At 69.1% G+C, this 19540-nt stretch carries 15 protein-coding genes and 1 pseudogene; 11 read left to right on the forward strand and 5 right to left on the reverse strand.

Going from position 1 to position 19540, the window contains the following annotated elements; all coding sequences use genetic code 11:
- Positions 1-174 precede the first annotated feature (174 nt).
- Positions 175-2682 carry a M20/M25/M40 family metallo-hydrolase gene (locus IPP98_05140; protein ID MBL0178499.1) on the forward strand — a complete coding sequence of 836 codons (2508 nt, stop codon included), beginning with the start codon at positions 175-177 and terminating at the stop codon, positions 2680-2682.
- Positions 2683-2824: 142 nt separating this feature from the next.
- Here the strand turns inward: IPP98_05140 and IPP98_05145 are convergent, their stop codons facing one another.
- A complete protein-coding gene (locus IPP98_05145; protein MBL0178500.1) occupies positions 2825-3520 on the reverse strand; it encodes a hypothetical protein in 696 nt (231 codons plus the stop codon).
- 202 nt (positions 3521-3722) lie between these two features.
- Here IPP98_05145 and IPP98_05150 point away from each other — a divergent pair, with 202 nt between their 5' ends.
- Positions 3723-3875, forward strand: coding sequence for a hypothetical protein (locus IPP98_05150; GenBank protein MBL0178501.1), 153 nt, complete (start codon positions 3723-3725; stop codon positions 3873-3875).
- Here IPP98_05150 and IPP98_05155 read toward each other — a convergent pair.
- Positions 3865-4239, reverse strand: a complete 375-nt coding sequence (locus IPP98_05155; GenBank protein ID MBL0178502.1) for a hypothetical protein — start codon at positions 4237-4239, stop codon at positions 3865-3867. The genes IPP98_05150 and IPP98_05155 overlap by 11 nt on opposite strands.
- A 92-nt stretch (positions 4240-4331) precedes the next feature.
- Between IPP98_05155 and IPP98_05160 the strand changes: the two genes are divergently transcribed.
- From IPP98_05160 to lepB, 8 genes are read left to right on the forward strand one after another with little or no spacing between them, the layout of a single operon-like run.
- On the forward strand, positions 4332-7409 hold the full coding sequence (locus IPP98_05160; GenBank protein MBL0178503.1) for an efflux RND transporter permease subunit: 3078 nt from the start codon (positions 4332-4334) through the stop codon (positions 7407-7409).
- A complete protein-coding gene (locus IPP98_05165; protein ID MBL0178504.1) occupies positions 7406-8698 on the forward strand; it encodes a TolC family protein in 1293 nt (430 codons plus the stop codon). Before IPP98_05160 ends, IPP98_05165 begins: the two co-directional genes overlap by 4 nt.
- Positions 8695-9771, forward strand: coding sequence for an efflux RND transporter periplasmic adaptor subunit (locus IPP98_05170; GenBank protein ID MBL0178505.1), 1077 nt, complete (start codon positions 8695-8697; stop codon positions 9769-9771). Before IPP98_05165 ends, IPP98_05170 begins: the two co-directional genes overlap by 4 nt.
- Positions 9768-11642, forward strand: coding sequence for a hypothetical protein (locus IPP98_05175; GenBank protein ID MBL0178506.1), 1875 nt, complete (start codon positions 9768-9770; stop codon positions 11640-11642). Before IPP98_05170 ends, IPP98_05175 begins: the two co-directional genes overlap by 4 nt.
- Positions 11642-13225, forward strand: a complete 1584-nt coding sequence (locus IPP98_05180; protein ID MBL0178507.1) for a hypothetical protein — start codon at positions 11642-11644, stop codon at positions 13223-13225. Before IPP98_05175 ends, IPP98_05180 begins: the two co-directional genes overlap by 1 nt.
- Before the next feature lie 17 nt (positions 13226-13242).
- The gene (gene bcp / locus IPP98_05185; protein MBL0178508.1) at positions 13243-13701 is read left to right on the forward strand and encodes a thioredoxin-dependent thiol peroxidase; all 459 of its coding nucleotides are present in this window, start codon (positions 13243-13245) and stop codon (positions 13699-13701) included.
- Between the two features lie 30 nt (positions 13702-13731).
- Positions 13732-14805, forward strand: coding sequence for a PD40 domain-containing protein (locus tag IPP98_05190; GenBank protein ID MBL0178509.1), 1074 nt, complete (start codon positions 13732-13734; stop codon positions 14803-14805).
- Positions 14806-14807: 2 nt separating this feature from the next.
- Positions 14808-15518, forward strand: a complete 711-nt coding sequence (lepB, locus tag IPP98_05195; GenBank protein ID MBL0178510.1) for a signal peptidase I — start codon at positions 14808-14810, stop codon at positions 15516-15518.
- 34 nt (positions 15519-15552) lie between these two features.
- Here the strand turns inward: lepB and IPP98_05200 are convergent, their stop codons facing one another.
- Positions 15553-16734 (reverse strand): MFS transporter, encoded by a 1182-nt coding sequence (locus IPP98_05200; protein MBL0178511.1) that lies wholly within the window; start codon positions 16732-16734, stop codon positions 15553-15555.
- 48 nt (positions 16735-16782) lie between these two features.
- On the reverse strand, positions 16783-17019 hold the full coding sequence (locus IPP98_05205) for a hypothetical protein (GenBank protein ID MBL0178512.1): 237 nt from the start codon (positions 17017-17019) through the stop codon (positions 16783-16785).
- Between the two features lie 564 nt (positions 17020-17583).
- On the opposite strand from IPP98_05205, the pseudogene IPP98_05210 reads away from it, so the two are divergent.
- Positions 17584-17793, forward strand: a pseudogene (locus IPP98_05210) (hypothetical protein).
- 78 nt (positions 17794-17871) lie between these two features.
- Here IPP98_05210 and IPP98_05215 read toward each other — a convergent pair.
- Entirely contained in the window at positions 17872-19527 is a 1656-nt protein-coding gene (locus IPP98_05215; protein ID MBL0178513.1) for a methyl-accepting chemotaxis protein, read from the reverse strand.
- Positions 19528-19540 lie beyond the last annotated feature (13 nt).

Genomic DNA, 19540 nt, shown 5'->3' on the forward strand with positions numbered 1-19540 from the left:
GATTCTGCGTAAGTCATTTCTGGGGCGTAGATTGAATCCATTCGCACGTAACCTGTAACCTGTGACCTGTAACCAACTGCCGGTCGCTGGTCACAGGTCACAGGTCACTGGTCACTGGTCACTGGTCACTGGTTACAGGTCACAGCTCACCGTTCACAGCCACCCGAGCTCCCCATGCGCCTCCTCCCAGCCCTGCTCCTCCTCGCCGCCCCGCTCGCCGCCCAGTCCGGTGGCATCGTCCCGCCCGGCATGCTCTGGGAAAAGGGGTTCCGCGCCTGGGACGCCGGCCGCTACATCGAGGCAACCGACGCGCTCCGTTCACTCCTGGTGCCCGGGGTGGCGCGGCCGTGGATCGACTCGGTGGCGGTGCTCACGGGCGAGCGCTTCGAGACGGTGGAACTGACCCCCGACGGCGGGAGGCCGATCTGGTCCGCCGACGGTCAGACGATCGCCTACGAGAGTGGACTCCCCGCCGTACGCGTCACCCGGGTAGTGCGCCGGAGCGCTCCCACGAAAGTCCTCCTCGAGGTGGTGGGGAGCGGCGCCGCGCTCTCGCCAACCGGAGCGCTGGTGGCGTGGATCGCGCCCACCACGTTGAATCGCGTCCCCCTGGGCATCAAGGAGGTCGCCACCGGACGCGAGCTGCCGATTACCGGCCTGGGCGAGTGGCTGCCGACCGGCGCCACCTTCGGCACCGACGACGCCACGCTCTTCGTGGTGGTCTCGCGCGCCTCGGACGGGACGCGCAACGACATCCTCCGCCTGACGCGCACCGGCGACAGCTTCGCGGTGCAAGGCATCGTCGCACCGACGGCAGGCTTCAAGGGCGTGCCCGTGGCGCTCCCCGGCGGGCGGTTCCTGGCGTACCCTGTCCCGAGCGGCAATCCGGTGCGCCTCCCCGTCGGCCTCGCCGGACTCCGCGCCGCCGCACTCTTCGCGATCGTCGACCTGCAGGCCAACACGGTGCGACGGATCGAGGGCCGCGCGGCGACCATCTCGGCCGACGGCTCGATGATCGCGTGGGTCGAGGGGCGACTCGTCGTGCAGGGTGACATCGCCACCGAGGAGAACCGGCTGATGGCCGCACCGGTCGCCGGCGGCGGCGCCATGACGCTCTACAAGGGCATTCGTCGGATCGACGCGCCGGCGCTCTCTCCGGACGGCAGCCGGATCGCGTTTCAGATGATGCCGGTGCAGGACTGGGAGCTCTACACCCTCGACATTTCGCCAACCGCCTCCGCCACGCCGACGCGCATCACCCGCGAGATCCAGCACGACGTCCTCCCCCAGTGGCTCAGCCCGACGACCGTGATGGCCGTCATGGGGGAGCCGAGGCATCGCCGCTCCTATCGCTACGACACCGAGACGGGGGCGCGCACGCGGCTCTTCCACAACAACACCGTGCGCACCATCGCCCCCGAGTACGAGTGGCTGCCGACGCCTGACGGTACGGCACTGCTCACGGTCGCCGAGCGCGATGGCAACACCGTATCAGTGGAGCGCGGGCTCTACCTGACGGAGCTGAATCGGCTCGTCACGCGCGAGGCAGTCATCGCGCGGCTCGGCGCCGACCGTGCCGGCGAGGTGTCGCTGCGTGACCGTGGCATCGCCTCGTTTGCGCCGATTGCGGCCGAGGTGCGCGCCGTGACGACGCAGGTCGACGTCGGCCGCGTGTACAGCTACGAGAAGGCGCTCTTCGACTTCGATTCGAAGCACATCTCGCAGCCGGGCAACGCCAAGGCGATCGACTATCTCCTCGCGACCTACAAGAGCTTCGGCTACGATGCCCAGCCGCAGTGGTTCTCGCCGCAGGGCGCCCTCGGTGGGAAGACGGCGAACGTTCTCGCAGTGCTGAAGGGGACGGAGAATCCGGAGTTGGTGTACGTGGTGAGTTCGCACTTCGACTCGCGCGCCGAGGGGCCCGGGGCGGACGACAACACCTCGGGAACGGCGGCGCTGCTCGAAGCGGCGCGCGTGATGGCCAAGCACCCACAGCCGGCGACGATCGTCTTCGCCTCCTTCACCGGCGAGGAAGCGGGCCTGCTCGGCTCGCGCGAGTACGTTCGCCGCGCGGTGGCCGACTCGATCAAGCTCGTCGGCGCGCTCAACAACGACATGCTGGGGTGGGCCAACGACCATCACCTCGACAACACCATCCGCTACTCGAATCCCGGCATCCGCGACATCCAGCACGCCGCCGCCGCGCAATTCTCGGCGATGATCACCTACGACGCGCTCTACTACAAGAGCACGGATGCAGCCGCGTACTATGAGGCCTACGGTGACATCGTCGGCGGCATCGGTTCCTATCCCGTGCTCGGCAACCCGCACTACCACATGCCGCACGACATCCTCGAGGTCGAGAACCATCAGTTGATCGCGGAAGCAAGCAAGACGACGGTGGCGACGCTGATGCTGCTCGCGTCGAGCCCGTCGCGGCTCAAGAACCTTGCGGTGGCGAACGGCACCGCCACCTGGGCGAAGAGCCCCGAGAAGGGCATCATCGGCTACGTGGTGACGTGGGGCCCGGCCGATGCGCCAGAGAAGAACCGCCTCCGCGTCACCGCGCCGACGGCGCGGATTCCCGGACTGCGCGCGGGGATGGTGGTGCAGGTGAAGGCGGTGAATGCGAAGGGGTTGATGGGGTGGGATTGGGCAAGAGTCGTTGTGAAGCGGGAGTGAACGGTGAACGGTGAACGGGGAGCGGCCTGCGGCCGCGCAGGGTGAGACGTGAAAGGTGAAACGGCCTCGAAGGTTGGCTCCGTTTCACCTTTCACGTTTCACCATTCACGTCCCGTTCACCGTTCACCGTTCACCAAGCACCTCAATAGTTGTTCGGATACAGGAAGTAGCTGATCGTCGTCCCGTCCTCCATCTGCGCCTCGACCCAGACCAGGCCAAAGCGGTGATTGGCGTGGTAGACGAACTTGCGCACGCCGGCGAGGTGGGACTCCTGCTCCACCTTGATCGTCTTGATCATCAGCAGGCCGTACGCGAAGTCATCCGTCGTGGACACCTTCGTCACGGTCCGGGTGATGGTGCTCCCGTCGCTGAGCGTGGTGCGATAGGTGTCGCCCACCTTCGCGTCGTAGCGCACCAGCGTTTGCTGTTTCTTGTCGGCGTTGAAGAAGTCCTGGATCCCCTCCGAGGTGATCCGGAGCTTGATGTCGGTGCTGATCGCGCCGCCCGAGAGGAAGCCGGCGACCCAGCCGCCGGGGCCGGCGAGCGAGGTGGCCATCGCGTTCACCTTGGCCTGCAGCGCCGGGGCGTTGGCGAGATCCGCGGTCAGGTGGAGCGTCGTCAGGCCGCCGTTGTTGGCGGTCACGGTCAGCGAGCTGCCGACGTTGTAGTAGGTGCCGCTGAGGTTGACCGAGCCGGTCGGGATCGTGTTGCCGACGGCGCTGATCGCGAGATCGGTGTCGCCGCCGATCGGATCCGAGCCCGTGGGGCTGTCCTTACCGCACGCGACAAACAACCCGCCGACGACGGCGAGCGAGAGAAGTCGAGTCCTGGTCCACATAGCGCCTCCAAGTGAAGAGGAGGAGTGGGGGTGTCCTCCCAGCGGTGCGCTGAGTCCAAGCTATGGGCTGCCGGGTGCGGGAACCAGAGGGCGAGGCAGTCGGGATTCGCCGCGTTGCCGAGGCCGCGTGGGTCCTGCTATTCTTGGCGTCGGATCAGGCGTGGGTGTCGTAGTCCGCCAGAACGTTTCAAGGAGAAACTTCGTGCTCTATTATGTCGGAATGATCCTGGCCGGACTCGGCGCCGGGGTGCTGATCGGTGCGCTGACCTACGTGACCATCATGCTCGGTCTCGTCATCACTTCGATGTTCGCCTTCACGGCCGGCCCGATTCTGGACAAGGTCCTCAAGGACTGACCGGCGGATCGCCCTCCTCCTTGGCATCGCGCTCCGGCGTGGCCGCGATTCGGAGGGCGCCTTCCAGGTTGATCTTCACGCCGGCCAGCAGTTCCCGCAGCCCGCGCACCTTGACCTGCAGCCCTCCCGCGCGGCGCAGCATCATCCCCATGTAACCGAAGCCGTCGCCGATCGGGGTCAGGTTCAGGGAACCGGCCTGGGCCTTGAGTTCGTCGCACATCCGGCCGAGGCCGCGTACCTGGCTTTCGTCGGCCTGCATGGTGCTGATCATCTCGATGATCCGATTGGCCTTCTCGAGCTTCGGGGGGAGCGATTCGAGCCAGGCCAATTGGGCCTGCTGCCGTGCGGTGAGCTTGGCACCCATCACGAACTCCTGCGGGTTGAACCTTGGGGTCCTGCAATTCGTAGTCTCGACGGGCAGCGCGCCCGCCGTCCCCGACAAGATAGGGCCTCACGATGAAGATTTCGGACGTATCCATCTCCCGACCCGTACTGGCCACGATGGGCTCCCTCGCCCTCGTGCTCTTCGGCGTGCTCGGCTACCTGCGCCTGCCGGTGCGAGAACTCCCCGACATCGACCCGCCGATCGTCTCCGTGGAGACCTCGCTGCGGGGGGCCAATCCCCGGGTGATGGAGTCGTCGGTCACGGACGTGCTCGAGGAGGAGCTGAGCACCGCCGAGGGGATCCGGACGCTGACCTCGTCGAGCAACGAGCAGCGCAGCAGCGTCCGGCTGGAATTCGGTCTCTCGCGCGATGTCGAATCGGCGGCGCAGGACGTCCGCGACCTGGTGAGTCGGGTGCGCGGTCGTCTCCCCGAGGACGTGGACGAGCCGGTCGTCGCCAAGCAGGACGCCGATGCGCGTCCCTTCTACTATCTGGCCCTGACCTCGACCACGCTCGACCTGCTGCAGCTCAACGACGTCGCCGACCGGATCGTCAAGCAGCGGCTGCAGACGATTCCCGGCGTGGCGCGCGCGCAGATCCAGGGCGAGCGTCGCTACGCGATGAAGATCTGGCTCGACCAGAATGCGCTCACGGCGCGGTCGCTCACGGTGCAGGACGTCGCGGCCGCGATTCGGGCGCGCAACGTCGAGGTGCCGGCGGGCCGGATCGAGTCCTCGCAGCGCGAGTTCACGGTGCGCTCGCTCGGCGAGTTGCGCACGCCGAATGAATTCTCCGACCTCGTGGTCTCCAGTCAGGGCGGCGTCCTCACCAAGCTGCGTGACGTCGGCCGCGTGGAGCTCGGGCCCGCCAATGACCGCTCCGCGCTGCGCTTCGACCAGACGCCCGGCATCGGCCTCGGCGTGATCCGCCAGTCGAAGGCCAATGTCATCGAGGTCTCCAAGGCGATCCAGGCCGCGCTGCCCTCGATCCAGGCCGCACTGCCGCCCGGCGTGAAGCTGGTGCAGGCATTCGACCAGTCGGTCTTCGTCGAGCGATCGATCCGCGACGCCCAGCGCACGCTGATCGAGGCGGCGCTCCTGGTCGTGGTCATCATCTTCCTCTTCCTGCGCAACCTCCGGGCGACGATCATCCCCGCCTTCGCCATTCCCGCCTCGATCATCGCGACGTTCGCCGTGATGTCGGCACTCGGCTTCTCGATCAACAACTTCACCCTGCTGGCGCTCACCATCGCCATCGGCATCGTCGTCGACGACGCGATCATCGTGCTGGAGAACGCCTATCGCCACCAGGAAGAGCTCGGCAAGTCGCCGGAGCAGGCGGCGCGCGATGGCACCCGCGAGATCGGATTCGCCGTGGTGGCGACAACCGCCTCGCTGATGGCGGTCTTCGTCCCGCTCGCCTTCCTCAAGGGCAACACCGGCAAGCTCTTCAACGAGTTCGGCATCGCGGTCGCGGGCTCGGTCTTCATCTCGGGCTTCGTGGCGCTCACGCTGACGCCGATGCTCTGCGCCAAGCTGCTCAAGGTGCCGCCGAGTCATGGCCGGATGTACCAGATGTTGGAGCGCGGCTTCGACAGCCTCGCGACCGGCTATGCGCGGGTCCTGGGCCGCTCGTTGCGCCATCCGCTCACGGTGGTGGTGGGGATGCTGGCGCTGGTGGTCGGCGCGGCGCTGGTCTTCCAGACCCTCAAGCGCGAGTTCATTCCGGCGGACGACCGGGGCGTGGTCAACATCAACATCGTCGGCCCCGAGGGCGCGACGCTGCAGTACACCGACGGCTACCAGAAGCAGGTCGAGGCGATTCTCGCCACGGTGCCCGAAGTGAACTCCGTCTTCTCGGTCATCGGCCGCGGCGGTTCGCCGAACGGCGGCTTCGTCGTCGCGCGACTCAAGTACTGGGAGGACCGCGAGCGGAACATCGAGGAGATCATCGCCGAGCTGCGGCCGAAGTTCGCGGCGATCGCCGGCGTGCAGATCTTCGCCTCCAACCCGTCGGCGATCGGCGGCTTCGGTTCGCCGGTGCAGTTCATCGTGCGTCACCCGGACTATGACTCGCTGCTGGTGGCCAACGAGCGACTGATCGCGGCCGCGCGCCAGGTCCCGGGCCTGGTCAACGTCGACACCGACCTCAAGAACAACAAGCCGGAACTGACGATCGCCTACGATCGCGACCGGGCCGACGACCTCGGCGTGCCGATCGGCGACGTGGCCACGACGCTGCAGTCGATGCTCGGCGGCACCCGCGTCTCGACCTTTACGCGCGACTCGCGCATCTACGACGTCTTCCTCCAGCTCGACGCCGCCCACCGCACCACGCCGCAGGACATGGACCAGCTCTTCGTGCGCGGGCGCAACGGGCAGCTGGTGCGCGTGGATGCCCTCGCGTCGATCACCGAGACCACCGGCCCGCGCGGCATTGCCCACTACGAGCGGGTGCGGGCCTTCACCCTCTCCGCCTCGCTCGCGCCGACCCTCGCCCTCGGCGACGCGATCGATTCGCTCACCGCCATCGCGACGGCCCAGCTGCCGGCCAACACCACGATTGCCCTCGGCGGCGACGCCCGGGAACTGAGCGAGAGCGGCAACGAGCTGCTGCTCGCCTTCGGCCTCGCGATCCTGGTGGTGTTCATGGTGCTGGCCTCGCAGTTCGAGTCGGTGGTGCATCCGTTCACCGTGCTCATGGCGGTGCCGCTGGCGGTGATCGGCGCGATCTTCACGCTGAAGCTCGCCGGGGCCACCATCAACCTCTACTCGCAGATCGGCATGATCCTGCTGGTCGGGCTGGTCACCAAGAACTCGATCCTGCTGGTGGAGTATGCCAACCAGCTCCGGGCCAAGGGGATGGAAGTGGTGGATGCGATGCTCGAGGCGGGGCGGATCCGGCTGCGACCGATCCTGATGACCTCGGTGGCGACGATCATGGGCGCGATCCCGATCGCCCTCGGCTCCGGTGCCGGCGCCACCGCGCGCCGTCCGCTGGGGTACGCCATCGTCGGCGGCATCGCCTTCTCGACCGTGCTGACGCTCTTCGTGGTGCCGGTGGTCTGGATGCTGGCCGAGCGGGGGCTGGCGCATCGACGCGCCAGCCGGGAAGCCACCGCCGAGTTCGCCTCGGTGGAGGCCCCGTGATCGCCGCCCTCCACCTGCTCGCCACGCTGACGATGGCGCCGGTCGACACCCTGCCGGTGGTGACGCTGCGTGATGCGCTCCGCGAGGCGGTGCGGCTCGATCCGACGTGGGTGCAGTCGGCCGGCCTGGTCGACAACGCCGAATGGGCCCGCAAGGCGGCGCTGCTGGTGTTCGTGCTGCCGACGATCAACGCCACCGCCGACTACTCCGAGCTCTCGACCCAGCAGTTCAACATCGGCACCGGCCGCGCGGCGAACGCCACCGGCCGCGCCTCGATCGATGCCCGCTACGAGCTCTTCACCGGCGGGCGCAAGCTCTTCGGCGCGCGGCAGGCGAGTGCCGACCTCGAGACGGCGCGGGCCGGCGAGCTCGCGCAACGCTACGAGACCGCGCTCAACGTGGAGCGCGACTATTACGATGTGCTCGGTGCCCGCGAACTGCTCGACGTGGCGCGTGACCGGGCCGCCCGCGCGGCCGAACAGTTCGGCACGGCGCGCGCCCGCGTGACCAGCGGTGCCACGGTGCCGTCCGATTCACTGCAGGTCCTGCTGGAACAGCAGCGCGCCGAGGCCGAGGTGTTGCGGCGGGAGGCCGCGTTGACCGTGGCACGGCTGCAGCTCGGGCGGCGGATCGGGCGGGCCGTGCCGGTGGATGCGGCCCCGATCGATTCGACCACCCCTGCCGCGCTCGCGATCACGCTCGATGAAGCGGTCACGCGGGCGGTGGAGCAGGGACCGGCGTGGCGCGAGGCGCGGTCGGCCGAAAAGTCGAGCGAGGCCCAGATTCGCGTGCGCCAGGCCAGCTACCTGCCGTCGGTCACGCTGACGGCATCGCTCGGCAAGTTCGACGACAAGTTCTTCCCGACCCTCACCAATCGGCGCAGCATCGGCTTCTCGATTGCGCTGCCGATCTGGGATGGTGGCCAGCGCGAGCTGGCGATCCAGCGCCTCAAGACCAACCGCACCGTGGCCCGCGCCATCCGCGAGGACCTCGAGCGCTCGGCGCGGCGCGACGTGACCGAGGCGTACACCGGCTACGACGTCTCGCGTCGGGCGCTCGACCTGGCGCACGCCGGAGTCGGCGTCGCCACCGAGATTCTTCGGGTGCAGAATGCACGCTACCGCGCCGGTGCTGCCACGGTGCTCGAACTGCTGGATGCGCAGGCCCAGCTGGTGCAGGCGCAGGCCGACCTGGTCCAGGCGCGCTACGCGGTTCGCCTGGCGCGCGCCTCGCTCGAGGTCATCCTCGGGCAACGATTGACCCCAGATTCCGATCGGAGCATTCCGTGAGCCGTCGTCCCGTGATTGGATGTGCCCTGCTGCTCCTCGCCGCCTGCGGCGGCGCCGAACCGAAGGACGCCAAGGGCGGCGGCGGTGGCCGGGGTGGCGCGCAGGTGCTGCCGGTCGAGGTGAGTGCCGCCTTCACCGACACCGTGATCGATGCGATCATCGCCACCGGGCAAGTCGAGGCGATGCAGCGCATCGAGCTGCGTCCCGACATCGAAGGGCGCGTCGTCGACATCCTCGCCCGCGAAGGCGCCACCGTCGGTGTCGGCACGCCGCTGCTCAAGATCGACGATGCCGAACTCAAGGCGCAGGTGGCCCGTGCCACCGCCGACCGCGATCTCGCCAAACAGGCCCTCGAGCGGACCCGCCTCTTGTTGGCGGAGAAGGCGGCGGCGCCGGCCGATCTGGAGCGCGCCGAGGCGTCGTCCCGCGCGGCCACCGCATCGCTCGACCTGCTGGCACTGCGTCTGGAGCGGACCGTGGTCCGTGCCCCGTTCGCCGGCGTGGTCGGGCAGCGGCTGGTCTCGATGGGCGACTTCGTCAACAGCCAATCGCGGCTGCTCACGCTGCAGACCGTCTCGCCGGCCCGCATCAACTTTGCCGTGCCGGAGCGCTACGCGGCCGAGTTGAAGATGGGGCAGGAGGTCACCTTCCAGGTGGCGTCGTTGCCGGGGAAGACGTTCACGGCGCGCGTCGACTTCGTCGACCCGGTGGTCACGCTGCCGGGGCGCACCATCACGGTGAAGGCGATCACCGCCAACAGCGGTGGCACGCTCCAACCGGGGATGTTCCTCGAGGCACGGCTCGCGACCGCGATGCGTGCGAATGCCGTGGTGGTCCCGGAGGAATCGATCGTGCCGACCGCCGGGGCGACGTACATCTGGGTGCAGCAGGACAGCACGGTCACGCGTCGCGAAGTCGAACTCGGCGTGCGCTCCCCCGGCTTCGTCGAGATTCGCCGCGGGATCGAAGTCGGGGACCGTGTCGTCGTGGGTGGGCTCGAGCGGCTGGTCGAGGGGGTGACCGTCAAGGCCACCACCGTCGAGCGGCGGCCGAAAGGCGCGCGCGAAGGGTGACCATCCGCGCGGCGGCCGCTGCCTTCTGGCTGGTGCCGGCCGCGCTCGGCGCGCAGGAGAGTGCCACGCGCTGGGCGGTGCAACTGCGCACCGCCGCCGGCGTGGAGTTCGCCGACCTGCGGCTTGATGGTGCTCGCAGCCGCCTCCTGCTCGAATCGCACGACTCGGTCTTCTTCCCGCTCACCAATCTGCAGCGCACCGGCAATCACCTCTCCTTCGGTGTCGGCGCGCTTGGCCTGCGTGCCGAGCTCGATGTTGATGGCGATGGCGCGGTGATGTCGGGCCGCCTGCGCTACGCCGATGGCGGCGGGGCCTCCTGGGAGGGCGAGCTGATCCGCCCCGGGACGGTGCGCTGGCCGGTGCGACCGCGGGTGCGCGTGCGTCAGCTCGCCGTCGGCACCCGCGCCAACGCCACGGTGATCCCCGCCGCGTGGGCTGCCGCGCTGTCGGACTCCATGACCCTCGAGCGCGAGTACGCCGAGTTGGTGCGGCGGACCGGCCTCCCGGTGGTGCGCGGTGGTGAGCGGGTGAATCGTTCCCGCGCGATGGCACTCGGTGCCGATGAGGCGACGCGCGCCGCGGTTCGCCGTCAACTGCAGGCGATCAGTGGGAGTGTCGCCAACGACAGCACCTTCCAGCGGCTCTTCCTGGTCCGCGGTGCTGGCATCGTCATCGATGTGCACGAACGCGCCGAGGCGTTCGCGGCGAGCCGTGATCCGAGCTACCGCCACGCCGCGGCGTTGCGCGCGCTCCGGGGCGGTGCTCCCGATCAGGGTGACGCCGACCTCGCCCGGTTGCGCGAGGCGGCCTACGCCCTCTGGCCCGCGTGGGAACGTGGCGATTCGCTGTTGCGGCAACGCGTCGCGGCCCTGGCCGTCACCGACAGCGAAGCATCGCGCTCGCTGACGGCGCTGCTCGACGGCTACATCTCGGCCGTTCCCTGGTGGCGCGAGGCCGTGGGCTGGTTGCTCACGCACCCGTGGCTCGAGACTGCCGGGGTGAGGCAGGCGCCGGCGCAGCTCGTGGCCGCGTTCTGGGGGCGCAGCGTCCTGCCGCCCCCGAAGCTCGTGACCGAGTGGCTCGGCGGCTTCGAGGCGATGCCGCTGGTGTCTGGCGATCGCCTCGCGCGGACCCTGGTCGAACCGGCGAATGCGTCCGCTCGTGAGTGGCTGCCGGCGGGGCGCCTCGAGGCGCTCACGGCATGGTTCGCCCTGACCTGGTCCGACACGCTCACGTTGTCGGCCGCGGGTGGCGACGTCGCCCTTCTCCCGCCATCCCGTGTGCCGGGCCTCAAGACGCTGCTGGCGACGGCAGACGGGATCCGCATCGACCCGGGCATCATGCCGCTGCTGGCGGTGGCGACGGTCATCCACGAGTGGCACCACGTTCTCGCGGCCGTCACCCGGCTCGAGGGGAAGGGGGTCTCGCGTGCCGACGGGTCGACCGTCGCCCGCCTGCTCGAGGACGATCCCTGGCTGGCCGAGGGGTTCGCCGAGTGGGCCACCGAGGAGACGCTGCGTCCCGCCGCAGTGTCGACGCCTCTCCTGCTGCTGCTCGACGCCGAGAAGCGGATGGCGCTCTGGGGCGGGATGAGCGAGGATCCCCACGCGCTCGGCTACCGCCTGGTCCGCTCGGCGGCGGCACGCCTTCCGGTGGCGACGCGGCGGAGTACCTTCGTCTCGCGACTGCACGACCCGACCGCCGTCGCCCGACTCGCTAACTTCCCCGCCGGCGCGCGCGGTGCGCCGCTGCTGCTGCGACGGCCGGTGACGGCCGCGGTGGTGCCCGAAATCACCTTGACCTGGGATGCCGGCGTGGCCGATGCCGTGGCTCGTCGACTCCTCTTTCCACCCTACCCTCCGGAGCACTGATGGCTCGCCCGCTTTCCTGGCTCGCTGGTGTCGCCCTGCTGGCCGCCACGCCACTCGCTGCGCAGCAGACCGTTCCCGAGCGCACGGCCGGGGAGCGGACGTCGAGTCACGCCGAGGTGCTGGCCTTCCTCGACTCGCTGGCGAACCGTGGTGCCGCGATCCGCGTTGGCACCCTCGGTGAGTCGCCGCAGGGTCGCCGGATCCCCTACGTCGTCGCGGCACGCCCGATGGTCGCCGACCCCGCCGAGGCGAAGCGCAGCGGCAAGCCGGTCTTCTACATCCAGGGCAACATCCACGCGGGTGAGGTCGAGGGGAAGGAAGCGGTGCAGCGGCTGCTGCGTGATCTCACCCTCGGCCCGCTCACCAAGCTGCTCGACAGCGTGATCGTGGTCTGGGTGCCGATCTACAACAGCGATGGCAACGACGCCTTCGGCTCGGGGGATCGCAACCGTCCGGGGCAGAATGGTCCCGCGATCGTCGGCCTGCGTGCCAACGGGCAGGGGCTCGACCTCAACCGCGACTATGTCAAGCAGGAAGCGCCGGAGACGCGCGGCTCGCTGGCGCTGGTGGCGGCGTGGGACCCCGATGTCTGGATGGATCTGCACACCACCAACGGCTCCTACCACGGCTACAATCTCACGTGGGCGCCGGGGCTCAATCCGAACCAGACGCCGGCCAACAGCTGGCTGCAGGACAAGGCGCTCCCCGACATCCGCAAGCGCGTCCGCGATCGCCACAAGTTCGAGACCTTCCCCTACGGCAACTTCCGCAACCAGCATCCCGACTCGCTGGTGCTCGGCTGGGACACCTATGAGTCCTACGCGCGCTACGGCAGCAACCTGATGGGGATGTCGCGGATCTCGATCCTCTCCGAGGCGTACAGCAACGATCCGCTGCTGAAGCGGATCGATGCCACCTACGCGTTCGTGCTCGAGTCGATGCGCTACATGGTCGAGAAGCAGGCCGACCTGCGCCGGGTGATGGCGGCGACGATTGCCGCGCGTCCCGACTCCGTCGCGGTGCGCAGCGCCTTCGCGCCGCCGCGCATGGACACCGTCATTGCCGAGCTCACCAGGCAGGGTGAGGGGAACGGTGGCTTCGCGCGGCGTCAGCGCACCGGCGAGATGAAGAAGGTGTTCATGCCCGTGGTCGACCGCTTCGTCGCCACCCGCCGCGAGGCGATTCCGGCGGCGTACGTGCTCGACGCGCAGTGGACCGAGATCGTGACGTTGTTGCGTCGACAGGGCATCGTGGTGGAGAAGCTCACCCAGCCATGGGTCGGCCAGAGCGCGCGCTTCCAGATCGACTCGGCCGTGGTCGCCGCGCGCCCGTTCGAGGGGCATCGGGCCATGAAGGTCGACGGCAAGTGGCTCGCGCCGGCGGCCGACTCGCTCCCGGCCGGCAGCTACATCATCCCGACCAACCAGCGCTTCGGGATGCTGGCGGCCTTCCTGCTCGAGCCGGCGTCGGAAGACGGCTACACCACCTGGAACTCCTTTGACCGCGCGGTTCGTGCCCGGGCGAGCCATCCGGTGCGCCGGTTGGCGGCGGTGCCGAGCGTGCCCCGCGCGCTGGTGCCGTGACCTCCGCAGCACTACGGATGCTCCAACCGGGGGACAAGGCACCAGATTTCACGACGCTCGATGCCGAGGGGAAGTCGGTGGCCCTCTCGGCGCTGCGGGGCCAGCGGGTGGTGCTTTATTTCTACCCGAAGGACGATACCTCCGATTGCACCGAGCAGGCGTGCGGCTTCCGCGATGCCTGGCGGAAGCTCCGCCGGCGAGGCACCACGGTGCTCGGGGTGTCGCGGGACGACGTGAAGGCGCACCGGAAGTTCGCGGCGAAGCACGCGTTGCCCTTTCCGCTGCTGGCCGATGACGAGCATGCCATCGCGCAGGCCTACGGCGTTTGGGTCGAGAAGTCGATGTATGGCAAGAAGTATTTCGGGATCGCACGCACCACGTTCGTGATCGACGCCGAGGGCGTCATCACCCACGTGTTCGAGAAGGTGAAGGTGACCGGGCATGCCGAGGCGGTCCTGGCAGCGCTCGATGACTGACTGCTCTTTTCACGCACCACGAGGTTTCCCATTCGTACCCCATTGTCGGCCACCGCTGGTCTCGCCCTCCTCGCCGGCTGCGCCACGCAGACGGCCAACCCAGGGCCCGGCAGCTCGGCCTCGACGACCTTCTACGCGCCGGAGCCGGGGGAGCAGCACTTCACCCGCCTGCGCCAGCTCACCTTCGGCGGCAACAACGCCGAGGCATACTTCTCGAGCGACGGCAAGTGGCTCACCTTCCAGAAGCAGAAGAAGGTGACCGAGGGCTGCGACCAGCAGTACATCATGCGCGCCGACGGCTCCGGCCTGCGGCAGGTCTCCAACGGCCTCGGCCGCACCACCTGCGGCTACTTCATCGAGAAGGACCAGCGGATCATCTTCTCGTCGACCTTCCGCGGCGACCCGGCCTGCCCGGTCCCGCCGGATCGCGCCATGGGCTACGTCTGGCCGCTCGGCCGCTTCGAGCTCTTCACCGTCAAGCGCGACGGCACCGACCTCAAGCAGCTGACCGACAACGGGGCGTACAACGCCGAGGCGACGGTGTCGCCCGATGGGAAGCACGTGATCTTCACGTCGACCCGCGACGGCGACGTCGAGCTCTACACGATGAATCCTGACGGCAGCAATCTCCGTCGTCTGACCACACGGGTCGGTTACGACGGCGGCGCCTTCTTCTCGCCCGATGGCACCAAGATCGTCTGGCGCGCGCAGTACCCGGTGACGGCCACCGACAGCGCGGACTATCAGCGGCTGCTGAAGGCCCGCCTGGTGCGCCCGGCCAAGCTCGAGCTCTGGGTCGCCAATGCCGACGGCAGCAACCCGAAGCAGATCACCACGCTCGGTGGCGCCAACTTCGCGCCGTTCTTCCACCCCGACGGCAAGCGGATCATCTTCTCGTCGAACCACAAGGACCCGAAGGGCCGTGGCTTCGACCTGTTCATGATCAACGCCGACGGCACGGGGATCGAGCAGATCACGCACTACAGCGACTTCGACGGCTTCCCGATGTTCTCGCCGGATGGCAAGCAGCTGGTCTTCGCGTCGAATCGCCATGGCAGTGAATCGGGCGAGACGAACCTCTTCATCGCCGACTGGAAGAACTGAGCATGGTCAAGGGCCGCGTGGCCGGTGCACTCCGCATTCTGGTGGACTGGGTCAAGTCCATCAGCATCGCACTGGTCGCGTGGTTCCTGCTGCGCACCTTCCTGATCGAGGCGTTCCGCATCCCCTCGGGGAGCATGCAGAACACGCTGCAGATCGGCGACTTTCTCTTCGTCAACAAGTTCCTCTACGGTGCCGAAGTGCCGCTGCTGAAGGCGAAGCTGCCGGCGGTGCGCGAGCCGGCGCGTGGCGACATCGTCGTCTTCGATTCGATCGAGGAAGACCTGAAGGTCGTCAAGCGGCTGATCGGCATTGCCGGCGACACGCTCGAGATGCGGAGCGGCGTGGTGTACCGCAACGGTCGCCGGCTCGAGGAGCCGTACGCCGTGAACAGCGAGCCGGAGAAGTCCGAGGACCAGCTGATGCGCTCCCGGATGCGCGCCTGGCAGGTCCCGCACTTCGCCGGTCCGGTGCCGATGGGCTACGAGCCCGACCTGCACGACTGGGGTCCGGTCGTGGTGCCGCAGGATTCGCTGTTCGTGATGGGAGACAATCGCGACGGCTCGTATGACGGCCGCTACTGGGGCTTCCTGCCGCGCGTCAATGTCGTCGGCACGCCGGTGCTGGTGTATTTCAGCTACGATGTGCAGAGCCTCAAGTCGATGGCGTTCCTGACCGAGGTCCGCTGGCACCGGTTGTTCAGCACGCCGCGCTGATCACCTCGGTGCAACGGACGACGACGGCCACTCCTTACGGGGTGGCCGTTTGCCGTTCGCGCGGGAAGAGTGTGGCGGCCAGCAGCAACGCACCCGCCGCCATCGATGCCGAGAGACGGAACGCTCCCTCCGCCGAGGCCGCCTGCATCATCGCGCCGGCGACGATCGGGCCGATGATCCGCGCCAGTGACGACGCGCTCTGCGTCACGCCGAGCGTGCGGCCCTGCACTGTGGCCGCGGCGCGGCGTGAGGCGAGGCCGATCATCGCGGGGCCGGCCATCCCGAAGCCGGCGCCGAGGAGTGCCAGGGCGGTGTAGAAGAGCGGGCCCGGTGCGCCGAGCGCCCCGGCGGGCGGGATCAGCAGGAAGCCGACCGCCATCACCCCGGCACCGAGCCGCGCCACGCCGACCTCGCCGAGCCGCGTGACCAGGCGCCCGAGCAGTCCGCCCTGCACGATCGCCGTCGCCAGCCCCACGTAGGCGAACCAGTAGCTCACCACGCTGCGGCTCGCCTTGAAGCGCAGTTCGCCGAAGAGCGGGAAGACCACGTACATCACCGAAAAGGCGAGCGTCGCGAGGAAGAGCACCGCGACCGGTGCGGCCAACGCGCGCCACGGCGTACGTGCAACCGGGGCGTTGGCGGCGACGGCCGCGGGGACCGACTCGGGGAGGACGCGCCACGCCAGACCCAGGTTCACGGCGGTGATGATGGCGGCAATGATCCCCGGCAGGGTGTTGCCGATGGCCGCGGTGATCCCGCCGAGGATCGGGCCGACGATGAAGCCCAACCCGAAGGCGGCGCCGACCATCCCCATCGCCTTGGTGCGCTGCTCGGGGGTGGTCTCGTCGGCGAGGTACGCCTGGGCCACGTTGACGGTCGCCCCCGACCCCCCGTCGAGGATCCGCGAGAGCAGCAGCAGCGGCAGCGAGTTGGCGAAGGCGAAGACCAGGTACGAGGCAACGCTTCCCGCCAGCCCGATCAGCAGGACGGGACGGCGGCCGATGCGGTCCGAGACCCGCCCCCAGAGGGGGGCGAGGATGAACTGGATGGCGGAGTAGGAGGCGACCAGCAACCCGATGTTCCCCGGCGTCCCCCCCAACCGCGCCGCGTAGCTCGGCAGGAGCGGAAGGACCATCCCGAACCCGATGACGTCGATGAAGACGGTGGCAATGACGATGGGAATGGCGGAACGGGGCAGGGGCGCAGACGTGGTCATCGGGGGAGGATGGCCGACCCCCGGAGGCAGGTCAAGCGGGCGGGTCGATCAGCGAGGCGAGGTGGAGACTCCGGCCCGGTCGATATAGGCGACCAGACGGGCGCACTGTCCGCAGGTGAGGACGACCCGGCCCAGCGTGGCCCCCCCCTCGGCGGGGCGCTCGGGTGTTCGCTCCATGGCCTCACTGCCGCAGGATGGGCAGTGGATTGCCCGTCCCTCCCGGTCGGCGCTGATGAGGGCGAGTGCCTCGTCCGGCCGGTATTCCTTCACGTGGCGACGGCCCATCGTCGCTCCTCTGTGGCTCCGGGGGCCGGGAAGTCGGACCCGTGGCGCACCCTCTTAGGTACGCTTTTTCGGGGGGTCCGTCAAGAGTCCGACCGTCCAATACCTTGACGGGGGGCGTCCACGGCGCGTACGTTGCCGTTTTTCCGAGGCCCGTGAATGACCGAATTGGCCGCGCCACAGATCTCCTCCTTGATGGAAGCCCTCCCGGGCATTGCGCATGTCCTCCGGAGCCCGGTCGCCAACGCGATCGTGGCGCTGTCGCGGGCTGGCGCAGGCTTGGAAGAGTATGCCATCGCCCACGCCGAAGAGCTGATGCGCTACGGTGTCCGCCGGAACCTGCTGACCCACGACGAGGTCGAGAAGGTGCTGGCCGAGATTCGGGAGACCCCGGCGGGGAAGGCCTCGAAGCCGTTGGTGATCGAGAAGCCGAAGCGGCCAACGCCTCCGCCGCCGGTCCACCATACCCCCGCCAAGCCCCCTGAGGCCCCGGTGGCCGCCAAGGCGGTCGGCGTGAAGGCCACGGTGACCTCCAAGGACCCGAAGGCCGCCCGGACGGCTCCTCCGGCCAAGGCGCCCGCCAAGCCGGCCCCGAAGGCTGCGGCGAAGCCCGCCCCGAAGCCGGCCGCCAAGCCCGCCCCGAAGGCCGCCGCCAAGCCGGCGCCCAAGGCCGCCGCGAAGCCGGCCCCGAAGGCTGCCGCCAAGCCGGCGCCGAAGAAGCCGGTGGCCAAGGCGGCACCAGCCAAGAAGGCCGCGCCGGTCAAGAAAAAGAAGTGAGGGGAGAGGGGTGAAACGTAAGAGGTGAAACGGGCCCAGGGCGCCGTTTCACCTTTCACCTTTCACGTCTCACGTCACTCAGACCCGGAAGCCTCGCACCAACCTCGTCAATCGATCGGCGGTGTCCACCACGGTGGTCGCCGCCGTTGCGATTTCATGGGTGGCCCCCGACTGCTCCACCGCCGAGTCGGTGACGGCCTGGGCGGCTCGGGCGTTGACCTGCGCGGCCCGGGCCACGTCGGCGGCGGTGGCGCCAAGGCGGTCGGCGAGCTCGCGGTGCGCGGCGGCCTCGCGCGCCACCGTTCCGGCGGCCGCGGCCACTTCCTCGACCGAGCCGACGATCTCGGCGAGCGCCGCCGTCACGCCAGCCGCCACGTCCTCGACGCCTGCCACCCGCTCGGTGCCGGCTTCGACCGTCTGCGCCACCAGCCGCACCTGCTCATCCAGCGTGGCCACTGTCTTGGCGATCCGCCGCGCCCCTTCCGCACTGGTCTCGGCGAGCTGCCGGATTTCGCCGGCGACGACCGCGAAGCCTTCCCCGGCCGCTCCGGCACGCGCCGCCTCGATGGCCGCGTTGAGTGCCAGCAACTCGGTCTGCGCCGCCAGTTGGCCGGTGAGCGCCACGAACTCCGACACCGCCGCCGCCGCATTCGTCAGCCGGCCGACCGATGACGTTGTCTGCGCGACCACCTCGTGCAACTCCAGCAGTGTTTCGGACGCCGCGCCGAGGTGGCTGCGGTGAGTGTCGGCCGTGCGGCGAATCCGATCGGCCACCAGCACCACCCGCTGGCCCGCGCCGGCGCTGCGTGCCGCGGCGGCCCGCAGGTCGCTGAGCAGGTCGTCGCTCTCGCGCGTGGCCGTTGCCTGCTTTTCGGCTGAGGCCGACACCGCGCCGATGGCGCGCGACACCTGGGTGGCGCTCTCGGTCAGCTGCTCCGAGCGACGCGAGAGCGCGCCGGCGTTTTCGGTGAGCGTGCTGCTGACGTCGGCCACACTGCCCACCACGCCGCGCAGGCCTTCGCTCATGCGGCGCACGGCCGCCGCGAGGAGGCCGAGTTCCTTCGGCATCGGGCCGAGGTCGATCGGGCGGAGGTCGCCCGCGCCGACCCGTTCGGTAGCCTCGACCAGTCGGCGCAGCGGCAGCACCACGGCGCGCACGGTGTAGACTGCCGACCAGATGCCGAGAATCAGCGCCAGTCCGAAGAGCAGCCAGACGTAGGTCCGTCGCTCCTCGCTGTTGCTGGCGAGGTCGCTGGCCCGATCCGACGCGGCCGCCGCCTGCACCGCCACCAGGGCGCGCACGTCGTCGAGCAACGAATCGGCGGTCGCCACCCGGCGGCCGTCGGGGGTCCCCGGCGCGCTGCTCCGCTCGAGACGCGAGACGAGGGTCTCGATGCGGCGGAGCGCCTTCCGCTCGGGATCGGTGAGCGAAAGCGCACTGTAGCTGCTGCTGGCGCCGCGCACGTTGGCGAACGCCGCCGAGAGCTGGACGCGGTTGGTGGAGTCGTCCGGCGTCAGAGCCAGTGCATCTCCGATCCGGACCGCCGTCACCACGTCGCGGGTGAGCTCCTGGACGACGACCGTTGCCTCTCGAAACGTCGCCAACTCATCCTGCACCGCCGAATCGAGCGATTTCATCGCCGACACGCCCTGTAACGTCATCCCCCACACCAGCAGGAGGAGGAGGACGGTGCCGGCGGTGACCCGACTGCGTAGAGAGGGGAGGTCGCTCATGGCGCGAAACGTG

The organism is Gemmatimonadota bacterium, assembly GCA_016720805.1.
Classification (GTDB): Bacteria; Gemmatimonadota; Gemmatimonadetes; order Gemmatimonadales; family GWC2-71-9; genus Palsa-1233.

Coding starts and splice junctions, on each gene's coding strand:
- IPP98_05140 (MBL0178499.1), top strand. CDS start 175: ATGCGCCTCCTCCCAGCCCTGCTCCTCCTCGCCGCCCCGCTCGCCGCC.
- IPP98_05145 (MBL0178500.1), bottom strand. CDS start 3,520: ATGTGGACCAGGACTCGACTTCTCTCGCTCGCCGTCGTCGGCGGGTTG.
- IPP98_05155 (MBL0178502.1), bottom strand. CDS start 4,239: ATGGGTGCCAAGCTCACCGCACGGCAGCAGGCCCAATTGGCCTGGCTC.
- IPP98_05160 (MBL0178503.1), top strand. CDS start 4,332: ATGAAGATTTCGGACGTATCCATCTCCCGACCCGTACTGGCCACGATG.
- IPP98_05180 (MBL0178507.1), top strand. CDS start 11,642: ATGGCTCGCCCGCTTTCCTGGCTCGCTGGTGTCGCCCTGCTGGCCGCC.
- bcp (MBL0178508.1), top strand. CDS start 13,243: ATGCTCCAACCGGGGGACAAGGCACCAGATTTCACGACGCTCGATGCC.
- lepB (MBL0178510.1), top strand. CDS start 14,808: ATGGTCAAGGGCCGCGTGGCCGGTGCACTCCGCATTCTGGTGGACTGG.
- IPP98_05200 (MBL0178511.1), bottom strand. CDS start 16,734: ATGACCACGTCTGCGCCCCTGCCCCGTTCCGCCATTCCCATCGTCATT.
- IPP98_05205 (MBL0178512.1), bottom strand. CDS start 17,019: ATGGGCCGTCGCCACGTGAAGGAATACCGGCCGGACGAGGCACTCGCC.
- IPP98_05215 (MBL0178513.1), bottom strand. CDS start 19,527: ATGAGCGACCTCCCCTCTCTACGCAGTCGGGTCACCGCCGGCACCGTC.